The following is a 16,525-nucleotide window of genomic DNA, read 5'->3' on the forward strand; positions in this document are numbered from 1 at the left end:
TCGGGGTGGGCCCGTGGGGGGCCGCTCAGTGCACCCGCACTCCGCCGAGGAGGCGGTAGACCGCGCTGGTGTCGTCGGCGGTGATCTCGAAGACGATGTCCGGGTGGAGTGCGCTGAGCCGGCTGAGCACTCCGGTCCGGGCGCCGCCGCCCAGCCCGGCCGCGCAGATCGAGCAGACCTCCTGGTCGACGCGGATGTGCACGGTCCGCCCGTGCGCGGCCTGTCCTTCGGCGGCGGTCAGGCGGGACAGCCGGGCGTCCAGTTGCTGGCCGATGTCCTGTTCCGCGTGCCCGTGCGCCTGGGGGACGACGACGTTCTCCGGCGGTCTGATGTCGTGCGCCGGGTCGTACGCGCCGAGGGCCCGGGGCGAGCCGCCGGTGAAGCGTTCCCCTTCCAGCGCGGGGATGTCGGAGCGGGCGACGGCGACGGTTCCCTCGTACCCGGCCGCCTCCTTGGCGGTCGGCGGGACGTTGTGTGTACCCGCCGCGGTACGGCGGTCCCGCCAGCCCGCGCGCTGCGGTGCGGAGGGTTCGCGCAGGCCCGCGGCCTCCAGGCGGTGCCGTTCGGCCTCGACGGCGGCGCGGGCCTCGCGCAGGTCGGAGCGGAGCCGGTCCTGCATCGCGGGGTCGGTCGGCCGTTCGGGCCGGAAGGGGCGGCGCCGGCCGCCCCAGCGGGCGTCGAGGTACTCCCTCGCGATCGGGTCCTCGCCCTCGCGGGCGAGGAGTTGCTCCTCGGTCGCGTTCTCGTACCAGCTCCTGGCCCGTCCTGCCTCGGGGTTCGTGGCGGCGGCCTCCCGGAGTTCCTCCCGGCTGTGCCAGCGGGGCGGGGCGTCGGCGGCCTCGGCGGGGACCGGTCCGCCCGGGGCCGTCAACTCCCGTGTTTCTGGCCGCACTTGATTACCGAACGACTCCGCGGCGTTCTGCTCGGCCGCGGTCTGCCGTGGTGCGGGTGCGCGCCAGGCCCGCATCTCCGCCAGGATGTCCCCCGACTCGCCCTGGCCGGCGGCGCGTCGGGCGGCGAGCCGGTCGACGTATCCCATGAGGGTGACCTCGTCCATGTCGCTCCTCGTGCCGAGGTCGACGGCCTCGCGCACCTGCTGGAAGGCGAGTTCGAGCTGGGCGCGCTCGGCGCCGGTCAGTTCGGTCACGTCTCCGAGGAGGGCCAGGAGCCGGGCGTCCGTGCGAAGTTGGGTGAAGCGGGCCGCTCCGGCCCTGACCGCGTGGTAGAGGGTCGTGAGCACGGCAGCCGGGTCCCCGCCCCCGCTGAAGGCCCGGCCGATCGCCCGGCCTGCCGCCCGTTTGAGGTCGAGGGCCGCCGTCGCGTGGGCCCGCAGCGCGGCTTTCAGTTCCGGTCGCAGTCCCTCGACCGCGTCGATCCGCTCGGTGAGTGCCCTGAGCCGGGCGGCGGCGGTCTCCGCGTCGGTGCCGGCGGCGAACTCGCGCAGCGGCGCCTCGAGCGAGGCGAGGCCCTTCGCCGACGACTTCAGCAGGGTGGCGACCGTGGTGTGGAGGTCGAGCGCCGCCGCCGCGACGGCGATCCCGACCCAGACGAGCGACGGTTCCTCGTCGAGGAACGACAGCCGGTACCGGACGGCCTGCTGCCGGTACTCGTCGATCGCCTCGACGGCCTGGTAGGCGCTCAGCGCCGTGTTCGCGATCAGCGCCGCCGCCGCGACCCAGCCGCCGCCGGGCACGAGCGCGGCGAGGACCAGGGCGAGGATGCCGAGGACCACGGCCGAGAAGATGTGCGACGACGGCTTGTGGTCGCGGATGATCCAGGCGTAGACGGTGTCGTCCTGCACGCCCTGGGCCTTCTTCGCGGCCTCGATGAGGTTTCGCTCGCTGAAGACGCGTTCGGGGTCCTGCTCGAACTCCGCGCGGGCCTTCGCCGTGTCCGCCAGTCGCTGCTGGACCAGGTCGAGCAGGTAGCGCTGGGCGGCGGGCGCGTCGAGTCCGCTGAGCTTCCTGCGATCGGTGGCCCGGCCGAGTTTCCCGGGGTCGACGAGCGGGTCGCCGCCGGAGCCGGTGACCACCGCGTTCTCGGCGGAGGCCCAGGCGGCGTCGGCCGCCACCAGATAGCGGTCGGCCGCCGCCGCGTTGGCCGTGAGCCGCTCGACGGGCAGTACGTCGCCGCCCTCCTCCAACAGGTTGATCGCGAGGGTGCGTTGCGCGTCGGCGTTCGCGTAGTCGCCGGCCGCCGTGCTCGCCGCGATGCCGGTGACCATCCGTTCGACGTGGCGCGGGTCCTGGAGCCTGGTGCGTTCCTCGTGGAGCGTGTGGTCGTAGAAGGCGAGGATGTCGGTGCCGAGGGTGGCCGCCTCGTCACGGAACCGAAGGCGGTAGGTCTCCATCGCGTCGAGGAACGCCCCCTCGTGGGCGAAGCCGTGCCGGGCCAGGGCCGCCCTCAACCGGGCTTCGGCGTCCATCGCTTCGCCCACCAGGGCGTTGTACGCGTCGGAGGCGGCCTCGTCGGCGTACGCGGTGCTCGCTCTGAGCTCCTTCGTGCGGGCCCAGATCAGATACAGGTCCTCGCATCCGAAGAGCGTGCTCGCGGCCGTGTCGGTGGCCCGGGCCTGGGATTCGCGTTTGCGTACGACGGCGAGGTAGCGGTCGACGGAGGCGTCGAGGTCGGCCCAGCTCTCCGTCGAGCCGGTGATCCTGGCCAGGTACTCCTTGCGCTGGGCCTCGGTGAGGCCGGTCAGCCTCCGGCCGAGGCGGAGCAGTGCCTCGTAGTCCTCCGGGGCCGTCCGCCGGCCACCCGCGAAGAGGATGCGCCGGACGTCCTCGGGCAGGGCGGCGAGGTCCCGGCGCTGCTCGCGCTCGTGCAGGACGTCGGCGCGGGCCGAGAGCCAGCGGGCGCGCAGGACGGCGTCCTCGGGGCCGGTGCCGAGCTTCACGTCCGGGCCCAGGCCGTTGTCGCGGCGGAATCGGGCGTCCGCCGCCGCGTTGATCTCGGCCCGCTCGGTCTCGGAGAGCCGGTCCATCGCGGTCTGCGTGACGTCGGTGACGTTCAGCATGATGAAACCGCGGTCCTTGTCCTTCGCGGTCGCCGCCCGTCCCAGCGGGCTCCGCCAGTGCCACAGGGGCACCCGCCGGTCCACCTCCCGTTCGTCGGTGGCCCGGTAGTACTGGCGGACGAACTCGCGCAGCAGTTCCGACGACGGCATCACGCGTTCCACGGTCAGCCGGAACGGCCGTGCCCGCCGGCGGGCCGGGGCCTTGGCGCGTTCGCGCACGGGGACGGCCACCGGGTGCCCGGCGTCGTCGTAGGAGGGGACGGCGTATCCGTCGCCGCCCTCGCGGCCCGGGTCGTACGGGTCCCGGACCTCTGCCGGGGCGGCGCCGCGCCGGTCGTGGTGGCCGTGCCGGTCGACCAGCAGACGTTCGGCCTCGGCCAGCCGGGCGGTGACCGAGCGGGTCAACTCCCTTCCTGCTGACTCCAGTTGGGCGTCGGTGGGCACCCCGACGAGCCGTAGGGTGATGGGGACGTGGACGTTGATCCGCATGGCGCCGGCTCAGGCCGCGGTGCAGGCGAGCTGGACGGTGGCGAGGGTGGTGGCGGTCGCGCTCTGGAAGTCGGGCGTCGTCACGGTGGCCACCACGCAGTAGCGGTAGGTGTCCAGGTCGACCGCGGAGAGTGTGACGTCGACGGGCACCGTGATGTCGTAGGGGTTGGTCAGCGCGGACACGGCGCTGCTGACCTCGGCGAGCTTGTCGGGGGCCGCGTTCACGTCGGCGAGGCGGGCCCTGATCAGGGCGATGCTGAGGGCGGTCGGGTTGCCCGGGTAGAGGCCGACGGCACGGAACGACACCAGGTTGACGTTTCCCGGCAGGCTGAGCCCCATCACCCCGACGATGGGGCCGCCGCTGTTGAACGGGTGCGCGGCCCCGGTCTTGTCGTACTGCCAGTCGCCGTCGAGGACGAGGCCGGGGGTGAGGATCTGCTGACCGGCCGGGGCGCCGACGGGTGCGCCGAGCGCGGTGTCGATACGGCCGATCACTGCGGCGGCCTGGTGCAGGTCGCTCGCGATGGTGTCGAACCGGATGTTGAAGCCCTTGAGGCCGCCCCCGGTGATGCGGTCGACGTTGTCGACCCAGTCGATGGGGTCGAAGGCGGGCGTGTAGCTGAGGTCGGTCACAGGTGTCCCCTTCTGGTCAGGACGGTGGGGCGAGGGTGAGTTGGACCGCCTCGATCTTCATGGTGCCCTGGATGGTGCCGAAGGTCGCCGTGAGGAAGTAGCGGAAGACTCCGGTGTCGATCAGGGCGCGCGCGGCGGTGATCGGGACCGGGAGGTCGAAGGAGGTGATGCTGCCGGCGCCGAGCCCGGAGAGGGAGGCGATCGGTTCGGGGGCCGGGGGTGGGACGACGAGCCGGATCGGGGTGCGCGCCAGCGAGATGTTGCTGACGGCCAGCGGGGTGTCGACGGAGCCCACGACGCGCATCGCCGTCAGCCGGTACTGGTGGGGCAGGTTCAGGTTGGCCACTCCCACGGCGTCGTTGTCGTCGTTGGGAAAGACGCTCGCCTGGGCCGTGCCGTTCACCCCGAGCTCCCAGGACGGCCGGCCCGGCGCGGTGTCCCCCAGGTCGGGTGTGAAGGTCAGTCGTTGCTGCTGGGGCGGCGGGGGGACGTTCGTCAGGTCGATCGCCGTGCCGACCTCCTGCACCACCGCGGACAGTTGGCGCAGGTCGTCGGCGATCGCGTTGAAGCGGACGTTGAACCCGTTCGGACCGGCCGCCTCCACACGGTTCCTGCGGTCCTCCCAGAGGACGTGGTGGAACGTCGGGGTGTAACTGATGTCGGCCACGAGGGCTCCTAGCTGGTGGTGGTGTAGGTGACCTGGAGGGCGGCGATCGTGACCGGACCGGTCGTGTGCGGGGCTGTCGCGCGGATGACGTAGCGGAACGCGGCGGTGGCGGTCGTGGCGAGGGCCGGGTCGACGGAGGCGGTCACGTCGAACGGATCCGCGTCGCCGACGACCGTGGCGAGCGCCTGCGCGGTGCCACCGGGGATCGGGACCCGGGAGAGGACCACGGTCGCCGCCGACACCGGGCCGGTGCCGCCCTGGCCCAGGACGCGGAGCGAGACCAGGGTGACGTTGTCGGGCAGCGCCACCTCCATCAGCGAGTCCGTGGTCCTGGTCGCGTCCGTCGCCTGGGCCGCGCCGGTGGGGGTGATCTGCCAGGCGACGCCGATGGGGCGCAGGGCCGGGGTCAGGGTCAGCCGGTGCTCGACCGGCCCCGTCCCCCGCGTGTCCACCGCCTCGTCGATCTCCTCGACGACACCGGCCAGTTGGCGCAGATCGCTCTCGATGGCGGTGAACCGGGCGTTGAAGCCGTTGGGTTCGTCGGCGCGGACCCGGTCGCCGTCCGGTCCGTCGACGAACTCCTTGTGGCTGAAGATGGGTCGGAAGACGATGTCAGCCATCGGCGGGCCTCCTCGCTCGGAGCGGCAGTGGGCCGCGGACTCGGAACCTCGGGTACGTGTAGTCCGGGTTGGCCTGCGAGAGGTCGCCCCGGAGCTCCACCACATGGGCGCGGATCGCGGCGGTGTTGACCTCCACGCCGACCGGGTGCAACACGTTGAGGATGTTCATGATCAGGTCGTGCTGGTCCTTGGTGATGACCGTCGTCGCAAGGTCCGCCTCCGGCCGCAGACGCACCTGGAAGGTGTACGGCACCGGTTGCCCGCCGACCGGATAGGCCGCCTGCACCCAGGCCGTGCCGGCGGCGTCGGCGTGCAGGGTGACGGTCCGCAGGGTGCTGGAGACCACGGTCACCGCGGCGGCGTCGTAGGTTCCGGACGCCCAGCCCAACCGCGGTCCCTCGCCCGGGAACTGGCCGATCAGCCCGGCGGCGGCGAGGGTGTCGGGCGACGGGGCCACCGTGAGGTCCATGGCGTCGCCCTCGTCCAGTTCGATGACGGCGCCGACCTCGACGCCGGAGGGGCCGCGCACCTCGACGAGCTGGCCCGGGGACTGGCGCACCTCCAGGTCGTCGCCGCCGCGCCGGAGATACCCGAACCCGACGGCGAACACGGCCCTGGCCAGCGTTCCGGGGTCCAGCGAGCTGTGCCGGAGCAGGAGCCGGCGCCCTTCCGCGGCGGCCGGGTCCGCGGGGTCGCCGGTGTCGTCGAAACCGGCGGTCACCGTGAGCCGTCCGCCGGCCGACAGGCGCGTCAGTTCGGCGAGCAGGGCGTCCAGGAGTTCGGCCACGGCGGGCTGCATCAGGTGGGCGCCGTCGCTGCCGTAGTCGAGTCCGGGCCGGTCGTGGCGGACCAGGAACGCCCGGTCGAAGTAGGTGCCCGGGCGTTCCACGCTCGACGCGGGAACGCCGGTGGTGCCGTCCGCGGCGACCGAGGCGCCCTCGTCGAGGCCTGCCAGGCCGATCCGCAGGGTGCGGGTCGCGGACGCCGAGACGGTGTGCCTGCCCCGGGCCACATCGACCTTGACCGTCAACTGCCCGGGGTCGGTGGCGACCAGTTCCGCGGTCCGGTGCCGGGATCCGGCACCGGTGTCCGGTGCGAGCGCGCCGCGCCCGGCTCCGCCGGGCACCACGAGCCAGGTCAGGAAGGCATCCGCCGGGGGCGCGGGGCGCAGCGACAGCGTCATGGGGACGCCCGGCAGCAGATCGGTGGGGCCGGGGCCGTCCGACGCCGCGTCGAGCGGGGCGACGGCGGCCGGGGTGAGCGTGTCGGTGGCGGACGCGGCGATGTCGATCCTGAAGTAGTCGCCCTGGGCGGTCGCCGCGTACACCCCGCCTCCCGTGGCCCCCGTGCGGTGGGCGACGTAGTCGAAGCCCGCGCTGTGGGCGAGGGCCGCGAGGCGGTCCGGGGGGACCGAGCTGTGCGAGAGGAGCACCGCCCGGCCCGTTGCCCGGAGATCGGCCGCCAGGGGGTGGTAGGCGGCGTCGATCCGCAGGCGGCCGGGCGATGCGGTCTCAGCTCCGGCCAGGGTGACCAGCCGGTCGAGGCATTCGGCCACGCCGACCTGGACCAGGTGCGGGTCGGCCGGCGCGGTCCCGGGGGTGAAGTCCACCCCGGGGTTGGCGTAGCGCAGCAGGTAGGCGGGGTCGAACGTGTCCTCCTGGGCCGCCGTGCCCACCACGCTCGCCACGGTCGTCCGGCGCGCCCCGGTGGCGTCGACGGTCTCGCCGGGGAGCAGGACCCGGGGGCGGATGTGCACGAGGCGGGTGCCGCGGACCAGGGTGGCGTTCGTGTCGTCGACCACCAGCGCGTCGGGCCGCCCGGCGATGGGTCCGGCGAGCCGGTTGAGGAGGGCGGTGAGGTTCGCCGGGGTCGGCAGGGTCCAGCGGCGGAACAGTTCGAGGCGGCGCCGGTAGTGGTCGTCGTCCTCGCCGAGCGCGGGCGCGAAGTCCTTCCGGGCCGAGGAACTGATCCGTACCTCGTCGACGACCCCGCGGAAGCCGCCGCCCGCCGCGCCGATCCGCAGCGGTTCGGTGCCGGTGACCGCGCCGAGCGGGTACAGGAACCGCCAGTCGCGCAGCACTCCGTCGAGGAACAGCTCCACCCGTCCCCTGGTGCGGTCGACCACCGCCGCGACATGCGTGAACACGTCGGTCGGCAGGGTGGTGTCGGCGAACAGGGTCACGTCGTGGCCGGGATCGCCGTCGCCGATCGTGAACCGTACGTTGCGCGGGAGCCCGCGCCGGAAGTCGCCGATCGCGAACTCCCAGCCGGCGCGCGCCCTCTCACCGTGGCCGAACTTCCCGCCGGGGTCCGGGGGGCGGCGGCTGAGCACCGGCCCGTCGTACGCGCAGGGGTCGGCATCCGGGTCGGGTTCCGGATCCGGTCCGGGGTCGGGTGCCGGGTCGGGGCGTACGAAGCATTCCAGGGTCGCGTCGTCCCACTCGCCGATGTCGAACGTGGCGTCGGTGGCCGCCGTGATCACCGAGTCGGCCGACCGGAAGCCCATCGCCCGGCCGTACCGACCGGGCAGGCCGACCTGCACCGGCCCCTGGAGCACACCGTGGTGCCCGGTCCGGCCCGGGTAGGCGGCGGTCGCGTCGGCGACCTGCGGGTCGGCGCCGGGGGCGTCGTCGAGGTGGTACAGCGCCACGGCGTCGGTGTCGAAGCCGTAGGGCAGCGCGGGGAAGCGCGGAACGCCGAGGTCGGCGCCGATCAGGTCGAGGCTCAGGCCCAGGGCGGTCGGCAGGTGCCGCTGAGCGAGGGTGGTGACGGCGTGCCGGCGCAGTTGGTCGCGTTCGGCGCCGATCACCCAGAGCAGCTTGGCCGTGGTGCCGAGCAAGGCGGTCAGGGTCCAACAGTCCTGGGGCCGGTTGTCGAACGGCGAGGTCCCCATGGTGAGCAGGACCAGCCGCGCGGTCGCGGTCACCGGCCGCGCCAGCAGGAACGACGTACCGGTCACCGTCCCGGCGGGGACGGTGAGTTGGTGGTCCACGCTCGACGGCGCGCCCGGCTCCTCGTAGGTGAGGGTCACGGTGGTGTCGGCGTCGACGTCCCGGGTGGTGGCGAGGACGTAGCGCGGCTCGGCCGGTGCGCCGAAGCGGGCCTCGTGCTCGGCGAAGTCGTAACTCCCTATCTCCGCCTGCGAGCTGGTGAAGGGCAGCAGGCGCAGGTCGAGGGTGTCCGCGCCGCGGGCGAACGGTGTGGTGAGGCGGCGCGCCATCGTGGTGACGGCGAGCGTGGGCGGCGGTGTGCCGGTTTCGGTGGTCATCCGGTCACCACCGTCACGTCGAAGGCGTCGCCGTCGGCCACGAAGGTCGCCAGTTCGGTCGGGCCCATGGTGAGGTTCTCGCCCACCGCGCCCTCTGCGAGCACGCGTTGGAACGGCACGTCGCCGAAGGTGATCCGGCCGAACGCGGCCGGCACCCGGCGCAGATGCAGCCCTTGCACGTCGAGCACGCCCGGTTCCTCGACGAACGCGCTGACCACCTGCGCGTACAGGACGTCGCCGCCCAGACGCAGCGCCGCGATGTCCTTCGCGAGCCGTCGGCGCACCGAGGACAGGAGCGCGACGCCGTCGGAGCCGGGGGCGACGACGAGGGTCGCCCGTACGCCGATCTCGATGTGGTCGGCCTCGACGACGTTGGCGTGGATGCCGATCGGCCGGACCGCGTCGACCGCCGCGCCGACCCGTTCGAAGATGCCGGGCACGGGGCCGGTGGTGTGCCACGGCCAGCGGAAGTCGTGCGCCACGACGACGGTGAAGAAGTACGGCTGCCCGACGCGGCGTTCGCTGCTGAAGGCCCGCTGGTCGAAGTTGAACAGGTCGAAGTAGCTCTGCGACACGTCGACACCGCCGAGGGGGTCGGACAGGACGACGTCGAGGACCCCGCTGACGCCGAGGGCGGCCTGGGCGACGGCCTCGACGGTCCACAGGTTGCGGGCGAGGCCGAGGAGCCGGCCGCGGTAGGCGGCGTCCGGTTCCTCGTCGGTGCCGCCCTTGGTGGCGGCCGGGTTGGTCACCTCGAAGCCGGCGGACCCGAGGTCGGCGAGGTAGATCGACCGGTAGGTCGGGTCGACGGCGGTGATCGTCCCGGCGGCGACGTCCCCGTCCGGTCCCGGTTCGAACGCCACGACACCGACGTTCGCGGTGGTCTCGGTGCTGTCGAGCACGACCGGTGCCGCCGTGCCGAACGTCCGGCCCTCGGCCGTCACCAGGATCGCGCCCTGCGGCAGGACGTACTGGCGGCCCTCCACCGCGTTGTCCAGCGTGACCTTGACCGTGCCGGTGCTCGGCAGCGGCGCGCGGTCCAGGCCGGTGTCCTCGCCGAGCAGGTCGAGGGCGTCGCCGACCGCCGTGGACATGAAGTTGGCGTAGTAGAGGTCCTCCAGCCGCTTCCACAGTTCGCCGTCCTCGGCGGCGGCCGTCTCCAGGATCTTGCGCAGCGCGCTGGTACTGGTCAGGTCCGCGCCGGGGAACGCCGCCCTGGCCCGGTCGAAGGACTCGCTGAGTATCGCGTCGACGGGTTTGAGGACGAAGCCGTCGGCAGTCACCCCGTAGTCGGTCACGGTCGTCATACCTCCACGTTCACGCGCAGCGTGACCGGAACCTCGGCCACCGTCTCCAGGTCGGCCTCGACCGTCCAGACGCGGCGGAGCCGGGCGGCACGTGCCCGGGCCACGGCGCCGGGGCCGGCGGCCAGCCGTTCGGGATCGTCGTCGAAGGTCACCTGCCGGACCTCGCTGACCCGGGGGTCGGTGCCCAGGGTGCCGACGAGGTTGAGTTTCACCAGTTCCTTGACCATGCGGGCACCGTTCGGCTCGGTGAACGCCCGGGTGACGTCCAGGCCGTAGCCGGTGTTGAAGCGGTCGGAGCCGAAGGGGGTCAGGACGCGCAGGATCAGTGCCTGGGTGAGGTTGGCGGTCCCGCTCACCTCGGCCAGGTCTCCGCCGTCGAGTACGAGGTCCCCGTCGTCCACGCGCAGGCCGTGCCCGAACGGGTCCGGGGACGTCGGCGTTGTCATGTTGCCTCCAATTTCGTCTGGCCGGCCGAGACGACCCGCCAGGGCGACGCCGTCAGGGTCGATCCCTGGGCGGTCTCCAGCGCCACCGGTTCGTCCCCGATCCGCAGCTTCGTGGCGAGGCCGGAGTCGACGGACACGACCGCGCCGCACGGCGGTTGGCTCGGGCAGGCCGGGACCGTGGCGGTGAGCAGGTCGGCGCGGGTGAGGACGGGCTGTCCGTCCACGGTGAGCAGATGCCCGCCGGGCACGATCAACAGCGGTGCGCCGTGCGGGCACTGCAACGTCGACGCGGCGGTGAGGACGGCGGCCATCAGGACACCGCCACGGCGGAACCGTCGAGCGTGAGGCCGACCGCGCCGTTGGTCAGCGAGATCGGGTGGTGGTTCGTGCTGATGGTGACCGCGCCGTCGGCGGCGACGGTGATGGTCGTACCGCTCCTGTGCTCGATGGTGATCGTGTCGTCGGCCGGCGGTTTCGGCCGGGTGCCCACCTCGGGCAGCGCGTCCTTGCCGACCAGGATGTGCAGGCCGGTCGTCTGGATCACCCGGTGGCCGCCCGCGTCGGTGAGGTCGTTGGCGCCGGGGCCGGTGGGCCGTCCGTCGTCGCCGAGTCCGGTGGGCAGCGCCAGCCAGTAGTCGCCGGGCTCGTTGGCCGGGCGCCGGGTCCGCGGGTTGTCCGGCCACAGGAACCCGGCGAGTACGGCGTCGTTGACGGCGCCCCGGTTGTGCGCGAGCAGGGCGCGCATGCCGGGGTACACGGGCACGACCAGGCCCGTCCGGTCGAACGCGAACACCGACGAGATCGGCTTCTCGTGCATGCTCGCGCCGGTGTCGACCGGACTGGCCACGCTGGGGGCGACCACACCCGGCTCGGGGACCTGGGCGTAGTGCAGGGAGGCCAGGTGCCCGGCGGCACCGGGCGCGTACTCGGTGACCTCCCCGACGTCCACGGCGGGATGGTCGTCGCGGGCCCGGTCCACCATGCCGCGCCAGCGGTCCACCACCACCTGGACACCGGTGCTGATCTGCGCCCGCTCACCGGCGCCCGCCGCGATCAGGCCGAGTTCCGTGGTGTATCCGCCGGCGGTGGTGAACCGGTGCACCACCCGCGACAGCCGCAGCGTCCCGTCGGGCACCCCGGACAGTCCGCCGATCCTCACGACCTGGCCGACCCGCAGCCCCGGATGGCCGAGCACGGCCAGGTTCACGGTGGTGCGCACCGGCGGCGACAACTCGCCCGAGGTGTCCTCCCCGTAGGAGCTGTCCAGCCACACGATGTTGGTGTCGGGGTCGAGCGCCACCGGTGCCGTGTCCCTCGCCGCGCCGACCGCGTCGCCGAGGTAGATCGTGCGGTCCCGGACCACCAGCGGCGCGTTCCCCCGCTCGGCCAGGGCGCGCAGCGCGTCCAGCGTGGATCCGCTGCGGATCGTGAACCCGCTCAGGTCGCCGGGCAGCGTCGAGCCCTTCGCGAACCGCACGCCCACCTTCCCGGCGAGGGAGCCGGCGAGGTCCGCCGCGCTCGTCCCGTCGGGGGTGCCGACCTGGGCCGGTTCGTTGCGCAGCAGATAGCCGCCCTCCTCCTGGCCGTGCAGCACCGTGCGCGCGTATCCGTCCTGGCCGACGCTGCCGGAGACCCGGGTGACCCGGCCCACCAGGACCCTGCCGCCGTCGCCCTTCGTGGTGGACGGGTCGTCGAAGTAGCCGAGCCGGACGGACACGTTGACCGGTGTCCGGGCCTGGACCGAGCGGATCAGGTCGGTCACGTCCGTCGGCAGGTTGATCAGGGTGACCTCGAACGTGTCGGTGGCGGCGCCCTCCGTCATGGTGACGGTGATGTCGGCGTCGAGCGCGAAGGAGCCGGCCAGTACGTCGTTGGACACGGTCACCGGGAGTCCGAGCCCAGCGGCTTCCTCGGGTGCGGAGATCTCCACCTCGTAGCGGATGACGAAGCTCATGGCGTCAGCTCCCGCCGGGCGTCGGTGCGTCGGCTCATCGCGCGGCCACCCCTCCGACGACCTGGGAACCGAACGAGCCGGCTCCGTTGAGATTGCGCGGGTCGAGCCTCAACGTCGGGAACGTCAGGGCGAGTTCGGCCGCGTGGTACTCCACGCCGGGCACCAGCTTGCGGAGCAGGATCGTGGTCGGTCCCGCCGGGTCCTCCCGCTCGACCGACAGTACGAGGAACGCGGACCTCGCGGGCAGGTCGAGCGGGCCGTCCGGGAGGTCGTCGAGCACGTCCTCGGCGACGTTGCCGTAGAGCCGGAACCGGTAGGAGCGGCCGGCCAGGGACAGTCGGAACGCCTGCGGAAACCCCTCGGCCGGGTCGATCGGCAGGGCGAGATAGTTCAGGGCCGCCATATCCTGCCTCCTTAGGTCATGACGGGTTCACGGCGAACGCACCGTGTGTCGTGCGAACTCACAACAGAGCGCCTGGAGTTCGGGCGATGGGACTGGCCGTCGGTCCGCTCGGCACGGCCGCGGTGCCCACGGCGAGACTCAGGTCGCCGATCTCACCGAGCACCGCGGCCGTGAGCGCGGGCGGGATCTGCTGGAGCGCGATCGACACGTCCAGCACGTCCCGCTTGGCCACCCCCTGGGTGAAGCGCAGATCGGTGATCTGCATGTTCAGGCTGATGGTCAGACCCGACACCACCGGGATGCCGACGGCCGACTCCCCGCGGGCGACGGCGGCGACCAGCAGCCGCGAGGTGAGCGCGAGGGCCTCCAGGGCCTTCTTCTGCTCCTGCCGCTGCGGGCCGAGCAGTACGGCCTCGATCGCGATCGTCCTGTTCGTGGGCTGCGTGGCCTGGGAGAACCGGCTGCCCATGATCCGCTCGATGCGGTAGCCCTCGTTGACGGTCATGCTCTGCACGTACAGCAGCTGCACAGGGCCCACCAGCACAGGCAGGTTCACCGCATCAGCCATCGTGTTCGTCCCCCTTCGAATCCCCTCGGACGGCGGGCGTCCGTGTCCGTCAGATGCGGGTCGCCAGTTCCCGGTCGAGCTGGTCGAAGACGTAACCGGCCACCCGCTGGACCTCGGTGTCCGGCAGCATCCCGACGACCTCGACCTGGACCGGGAAGTAGTAGTTGACGACCGCGGACTCGCTCCGCGGCGAGATCACGGCCTCGCTGCCGTCCTGCGGGACGATGTACTCACCCTCGTGCACCAGCGCGATCCCGGTGCGTTCCACCCGGCCGCCGGTCGCGAACCCCGGTACGGGGAAAGCCGCCTGGCCGCCGGGACCGGCCTCGACTCCGTCCCGCTCCTCCTCCGGGGCACCGTCGCCGTCGCCGCCCACGGGCTAGGCCTCGACCCCGACGGACAGCGCGAGGCAGGTGAAGCTGGCCTGCGGGACGCCGTCGACCATCACGTTGCTGGGGTTGGCCGAAGTGACCACGCAGCGGGCGAACTTCATCGAGTTGAACGCCCAGTCCGTGCCCTTCTTCTCGGCCACGATGATCTGGAACTCGGTTCCCTCGGTGGCCAGTTGGGTGAGGTCGGCGACGACGGTCGCGACCGCGGGCACGCCCATCGTGAAGGTGAACGTGGCGGGCTGGCGGACGAACCCGACGTTGTCCGCCTCGATGCTGTGCAGCACGGTGTGCGGCACGTTGAAGGTCGGGGTGAACGTCGAGATCGGGGTGATGGTGGAGTCCCCGAGTTTCACTTCGAGGCGGGTGTTCCAGTCGGCCATCAGGAGTGCCTTCCTAGTCGGACTAGTCGAACTTCAGGTCGATGGAGATCCGGTGCACGGCGCCCGCGTACTCGACGGCGGCCAGCACCTGTACGAGGCGCTGCACCTCGGCGGTGTGGATCTTGCCCGCCTCCTCGGTGGTGAGCGTGGCGGGGTCCTTGTCCAGGAGCACGAGGACGGGGACGACGATCTCGAAGCTGTTGAGCACGCCGTCGTCGACGAAGGGGCTGAGGACCGCCTCCAGCTGCGCGACCAGCGCGCGCAGCCCGGACCTGCTGATCCGCACGTTGCCGATCGAGTTGATCAGCTGTGCCTTGAGCAGGAAGGACAGATGGTCGATGAAGCGGCAGATGTCGATGTACTTCTTCGGGCTGCCGGGGTTGCCGGTGTAGCCCTCGCCCATGTAGACGCCGTTGCCGGGGATGAGCGCGGGGCTGGTCAGCCAGTTGACGCCGGCCCCGGTGGGCCCGGTCCCGGAGTCCTCCGGCGGCCCGTTCAACGTGTCGATGTCGGTGGGGCCGAACGGCGTGCTGACGATGTTGACCTGCTTGAGCAGCATCGACACGAAGGGTTCGTAGCCGGCGATGGTGCCGGCCACGGCGACCGCCGCGTCCTGTTCGCTGTTGTGCGCGATGTAGACCATGCGGTCGTTCGGCAGGATCGCCTTCGGGTCGGCGCTGCCCCGCGGCAGCATCGCGACACCCATGCGTTCCATGCCGTCGGTACCCGTGTCGGACACCGTGGTGACGTGCGCCGAGAGCAGCCCGATCGGTCCGTCGGGGGTCTTCGAGTCGGCGTCGATCGGGGTGTTGGCGAGCACGACGAGCTGGACGTTCAGGCCGGCGACGACCTCCAGTGCGCCCTTCCAGTCGGGTGCGGTGGCGTCGACGGGGACGGCGTAGACGAGGGTCGGGCCGGGAGTCTGCGAGAACACCAGGCTGATGGCCCCGGCGAGTTCACCGGGGAAGTTCTCGGCCGCCTGGTCCGGGCTGGTGAGCGCCACCGGCGTGGGCGCCACGACGGTCGCCTCGGCGACGGCGGCCTTCCTGGCCGAAGCCGACGACGACGCGGCCACGGGCTCGGGAGCCGGAGCGGGGGCCGGCGCGGTCACGCGACCCACGATCGCGATCGTGCCGAAGGCGCGGACGGCCGGTGCGAACAGGTTGACGGTCGGGTCAACCCGGATATACCGAACGGGCATCAGGGTTCTCCTCCAGGGCGGGCCGGTCAGGCCGGGTCGATGGCAGAGGCAGAGGCAGAGGCGGGCGAACACGACCGCGGGCGGCGGTCGCCGTCATGACGGCTTCGTCAAGGGGCGGGCAGGAAGAGGCAGGCGACGCCCTCGGTGGCGCAGAGCCGTTCGACATCGGCGGCGGCGAGCCCGTCGGGCAGACCGTCCTCCGCCATGACGACGGCGGTCGCGTACGCCTCGGCGACCTCGGCCGGGAGCCCCGCGGGAGGCGGGCCGGTCAGTGGCCGCGCCGCCTCCCGCACGAGTCGGGTGGCGCGCAGCCCGCCGGCGAGGTCGAACGGGTCGACGACCACGGCCGCCAGGGTGACCGGCAGGGTGTGCGTGTTCGCCGGGTCGTCGGGGTCGAAGGGGGGTGGCGTGCGCAGCTGTATCTCCGCGACCACGTAGTGGAAGGCGTCCTTCAGTTCCTCCACCGTGCTGATTCCGTGCTCGGCGAGGAAGGCGTCGAGATCGAAGAAGGCGAACCTGGCCCGGAACTCGTCGAAGGTGGCGAAGTCGTCGAACGCCCGGGCCACCACGGATTCCGCGCCGGCCGGGTCGATCTCGGCGACCAGCGTGACGTCGATGGTGGCGCGCAGGTCGATCCAGACCGGCCGGGTGGGCTCGGGCACGGTCAGGGTCAGTTCCGTACGCGTGTAGGACGGTACGAGCTGCGACCACGCCCCGTCCTGGCGACCGGTCGGGAACAGCGGCCGTTGCAGGGCGATCTCCCGCACCCGTGCGTCGATGATCGTGTCGAGCCGGACGGCCGACAGGTCGTAGACCGAGGCCAGCATCGTGCGGACCCTCTGGACACCCGAACCGTCGGTGGGCGAGAGCAACGCGCCCAGAGCGACAGGGTCACTGAGCGCGAGCAGCGCCCGGTCTCCGAATGCCGACATGATTCCCCCGTCGCTAGTCCGGTCCCGGCGGGTGATCCAGGCCCCTCCGGCGATGGCTACGTTGGCAGGGGGGCCGTTACGGAGGCGTCACCGCGGCGTCAGCGAGGGGTCCGGATCGCCACCGGGCGAGCAGCCGTCGAGGGGCCGATCGGGCATCGGGGGTACGGGCCACCTCAGAGCCGCTCCCGGCGGCCCTCCCCCGTCGGCTTGACCACTGCGTCGATACGGCGGCCGGCCGGGACGGTCGTA

At 72.5% G+C, this 16,525-nt stretch carries 15 protein-coding genes; all 15 read right to left on the reverse strand.

The window, feature by feature from the left end:
* Positions 1–25 precede the first annotated feature (25 nt).
* The 15 genes from ACZ619_RS01220 to ACZ619_RS01290 all read right to left on the reverse strand — a co-directional run bounded on the left by ACZ619_RS01220 (position 26) and on the right by ACZ619_RS01290 (position 16,276).
* Entirely contained in the window at positions 26–3,505 is a 3,480-nt protein-coding gene (locus ACZ619_RS01220) for a hypothetical protein (protein ID WP_469592726.1), read from the reverse strand.
* Positions 3,506–3,514: 9 nt separating this feature from the next.
* Positions 3,515–4,138 (reverse strand): hypothetical protein, encoded by a 624-nt coding sequence (locus tag ACZ619_RS01225; RefSeq protein ID WP_469592728.1) that lies wholly within the window; start codon positions 4,136–4,138, stop codon positions 3,515–3,517.
* A 16-nt stretch (positions 4,139–4,154) separates the two neighbouring features.
* On the reverse strand, positions 4,155–4,805 hold the full coding sequence (locus ACZ619_RS01230) for a hypothetical protein (RefSeq protein WP_469592730.1): 651 nt from the start codon (positions 4,803–4,805) through the stop codon (positions 4,155–4,157).
* A gap of 8 nt (positions 4,806–4,813) precedes the next feature.
* Positions 4,814–5,425, reverse strand: coding sequence for a hypothetical protein (locus ACZ619_RS01235; protein ID WP_469592732.1), 612 nt, complete (start codon positions 5,423–5,425; stop codon positions 4,814–4,816).
* Positions 5,418–8,693, reverse strand: a complete 3,276-nt coding sequence (locus tag ACZ619_RS01240; RefSeq protein ID WP_469592734.1) for a LamG-like jellyroll fold domain-containing protein — start codon at positions 8,691–8,693, stop codon at positions 5,418–5,420. Before ACZ619_RS01240 ends, ACZ619_RS01235 begins: the two co-directional genes overlap by 8 nt.
* Positions 8,690–10,000 carry a baseplate J/gp47 family protein gene (locus ACZ619_RS01245; RefSeq protein ID WP_469592736.1) on the reverse strand — a complete coding sequence of 437 codons (1,311 nt, stop codon included), beginning with the start codon at positions 9,998–10,000 and terminating at the stop codon, positions 8,690–8,692. The genes ACZ619_RS01240 and ACZ619_RS01245 overlap by 4 nt, the downstream gene beginning before the upstream one ends.
* Positions 9,997–10,446: a hypothetical protein gene (locus ACZ619_RS01250; RefSeq protein ID WP_469592737.1), complete on the reverse strand. Its 450-nt coding sequence runs from the start codon at positions 10,444–10,446 to the stop codon at positions 9,997–9,999. The genes ACZ619_RS01245 and ACZ619_RS01250 overlap by 4 nt, the downstream gene beginning before the upstream one ends.
* On the reverse strand, positions 10,443–10,757 hold the full coding sequence (locus ACZ619_RS01255; RefSeq protein ID WP_391387814.1) for a hypothetical protein: 315 nt from the start codon (positions 10,755–10,757) through the stop codon (positions 10,443–10,445). The genes ACZ619_RS01250 and ACZ619_RS01255 overlap by 4 nt, the downstream gene beginning before the upstream one ends.
* Positions 10,757–12,400, reverse strand: coding sequence for a hypothetical protein (locus ACZ619_RS01260; RefSeq protein ID WP_469592739.1), 1,644 nt, complete (start codon positions 12,398–12,400; stop codon positions 10,757–10,759). Before ACZ619_RS01260 ends, ACZ619_RS01255 begins: the two co-directional genes overlap by 1 nt.
* Before the next feature lie 34 nt (positions 12,401–12,434).
* Positions 12,435–12,803, reverse strand: a complete 369-nt coding sequence (locus ACZ619_RS01265; RefSeq protein ID WP_469592741.1) for a ubiquitin family protein — start codon at positions 12,801–12,803, stop codon at positions 12,435–12,437.
* A gap of 58 nt (positions 12,804–12,861) precedes the next feature.
* Positions 12,862–13,371, reverse strand: coding sequence for a hypothetical protein (locus tag ACZ619_RS01270; RefSeq protein WP_469592743.1), 510 nt, complete (start codon positions 13,369–13,371; stop codon positions 12,862–12,864).
* 49 nt (positions 13,372–13,420) lie between these two features.
* Positions 13,421–13,747, reverse strand: a complete 327-nt coding sequence (locus ACZ619_RS01275) for a hypothetical protein (protein WP_469592745.1) — start codon at positions 13,745–13,747, stop codon at positions 13,421–13,423.
* Positions 13,748–13,750: 3 nt separating this feature from the next.
* Positions 13,751–14,143: a hypothetical protein gene (locus tag ACZ619_RS01280; protein WP_469592747.1), complete on the reverse strand. Its 393-nt coding sequence runs from the start codon at positions 14,141–14,143 to the stop codon at positions 13,751–13,753.
* A gap of 22 nt (positions 14,144–14,165) precedes the next feature.
* A complete protein-coding gene (locus ACZ619_RS01285; protein WP_469592749.1) occupies positions 14,166–15,344 on the reverse strand; it encodes a hypothetical protein in 1,179 nt (392 codons plus the stop codon).
* Between the two features lie 107 nt (positions 15,345–15,451).
* The gene (locus tag ACZ619_RS01290; RefSeq protein ID WP_469592751.1) at positions 15,452–16,276 is read right to left on the reverse strand and encodes a hypothetical protein; all 825 of its coding nucleotides are present in this window, start codon (positions 16,274–16,276) and stop codon (positions 15,452–15,454) included.
* Between the last annotated feature and the right edge of the window lie 249 nt (positions 16,277–16,525).

This window comes from Streptomyces sp. NPDC104367 (assembly GCF_055583825.1).

What these genes read in the sequence shown, in the direction of transcription:
- ACZ619_RS01255 (WP_391387814.1), bottom strand. Translation starts at nt 10,757, where the DNA reads ATGGCCGCCGTCCTCACCGCCGCGTCGACGTTGCAGTGCCCGCACGGC.
- ACZ619_RS01280 (WP_469592747.1), bottom strand. Translation starts at nt 14,143, where the DNA reads ATGGCCGACTGGAACACCCGCCTCGAAGTGAAACTCGGGGACTCCACC.
- ACZ619_RS01235 (WP_469592732.1), bottom strand. Translation starts at nt 5,425, where the DNA reads ATGGCTGACATCGTCTTCCGACCCATCTTCAGCCACAAGGAGTTCGTC.
- ACZ619_RS01245 (WP_469592736.1), bottom strand. Translation starts at nt 10,000, where the DNA reads ATGACGACCGTGACCGACTACGGGGTGACTGCCGACGGCTTCGTCCTC.
- ACZ619_RS01290 (WP_469592751.1), bottom strand. Translation starts at nt 16,276, where the DNA reads ATGTCGGCATTCGGAGACCGGGCGCTGCTCGCGCTCAGTGACCCTGTC.
- ACZ619_RS01240 (WP_469592734.1), bottom strand. Translation starts at nt 8,693, where the DNA reads ATGACCACCGAAACCGGCACACCGCCGCCCACGCTCGCCGTCACCACG.
- ACZ619_RS01250 (WP_469592737.1), bottom strand. Translation starts at nt 10,446, where the DNA reads ATGACAACGCCGACGTCCCCGGACCCGTTCGGGCACGGCCTGCGCGTG.
- ACZ619_RS01285 (WP_469592749.1), bottom strand. Translation starts at nt 15,344, where the DNA reads ATGCCCGTTCGGTATATCCGGGTTGACCCGACCGTCAACCTGTTCGCA.
- ACZ619_RS01265 (WP_469592741.1), bottom strand. Translation starts at nt 12,803, where the DNA reads ATGGCGGCCCTGAACTATCTCGCCCTGCCGATCGACCCGGCCGAGGGG.
- ACZ619_RS01220 (WP_469592726.1), bottom strand. Translation starts at nt 3,505, where the DNA reads ATGCGGATCAACGTCCACGTCCCCATCACCCTACGGCTCGTCGGGGTG.
- ACZ619_RS01270 (WP_469592743.1), bottom strand. Translation starts at nt 13,371, where the DNA reads ATGGCTGATGCGGTGAACCTGCCTGTGCTGGTGGGCCCTGTGCAGCTG.
- ACZ619_RS01260 (WP_469592739.1), bottom strand. Translation starts at nt 12,400, where the DNA reads ATGAGCTTCGTCATCCGCTACGAGGTGGAGATCTCCGCACCCGAGGAA.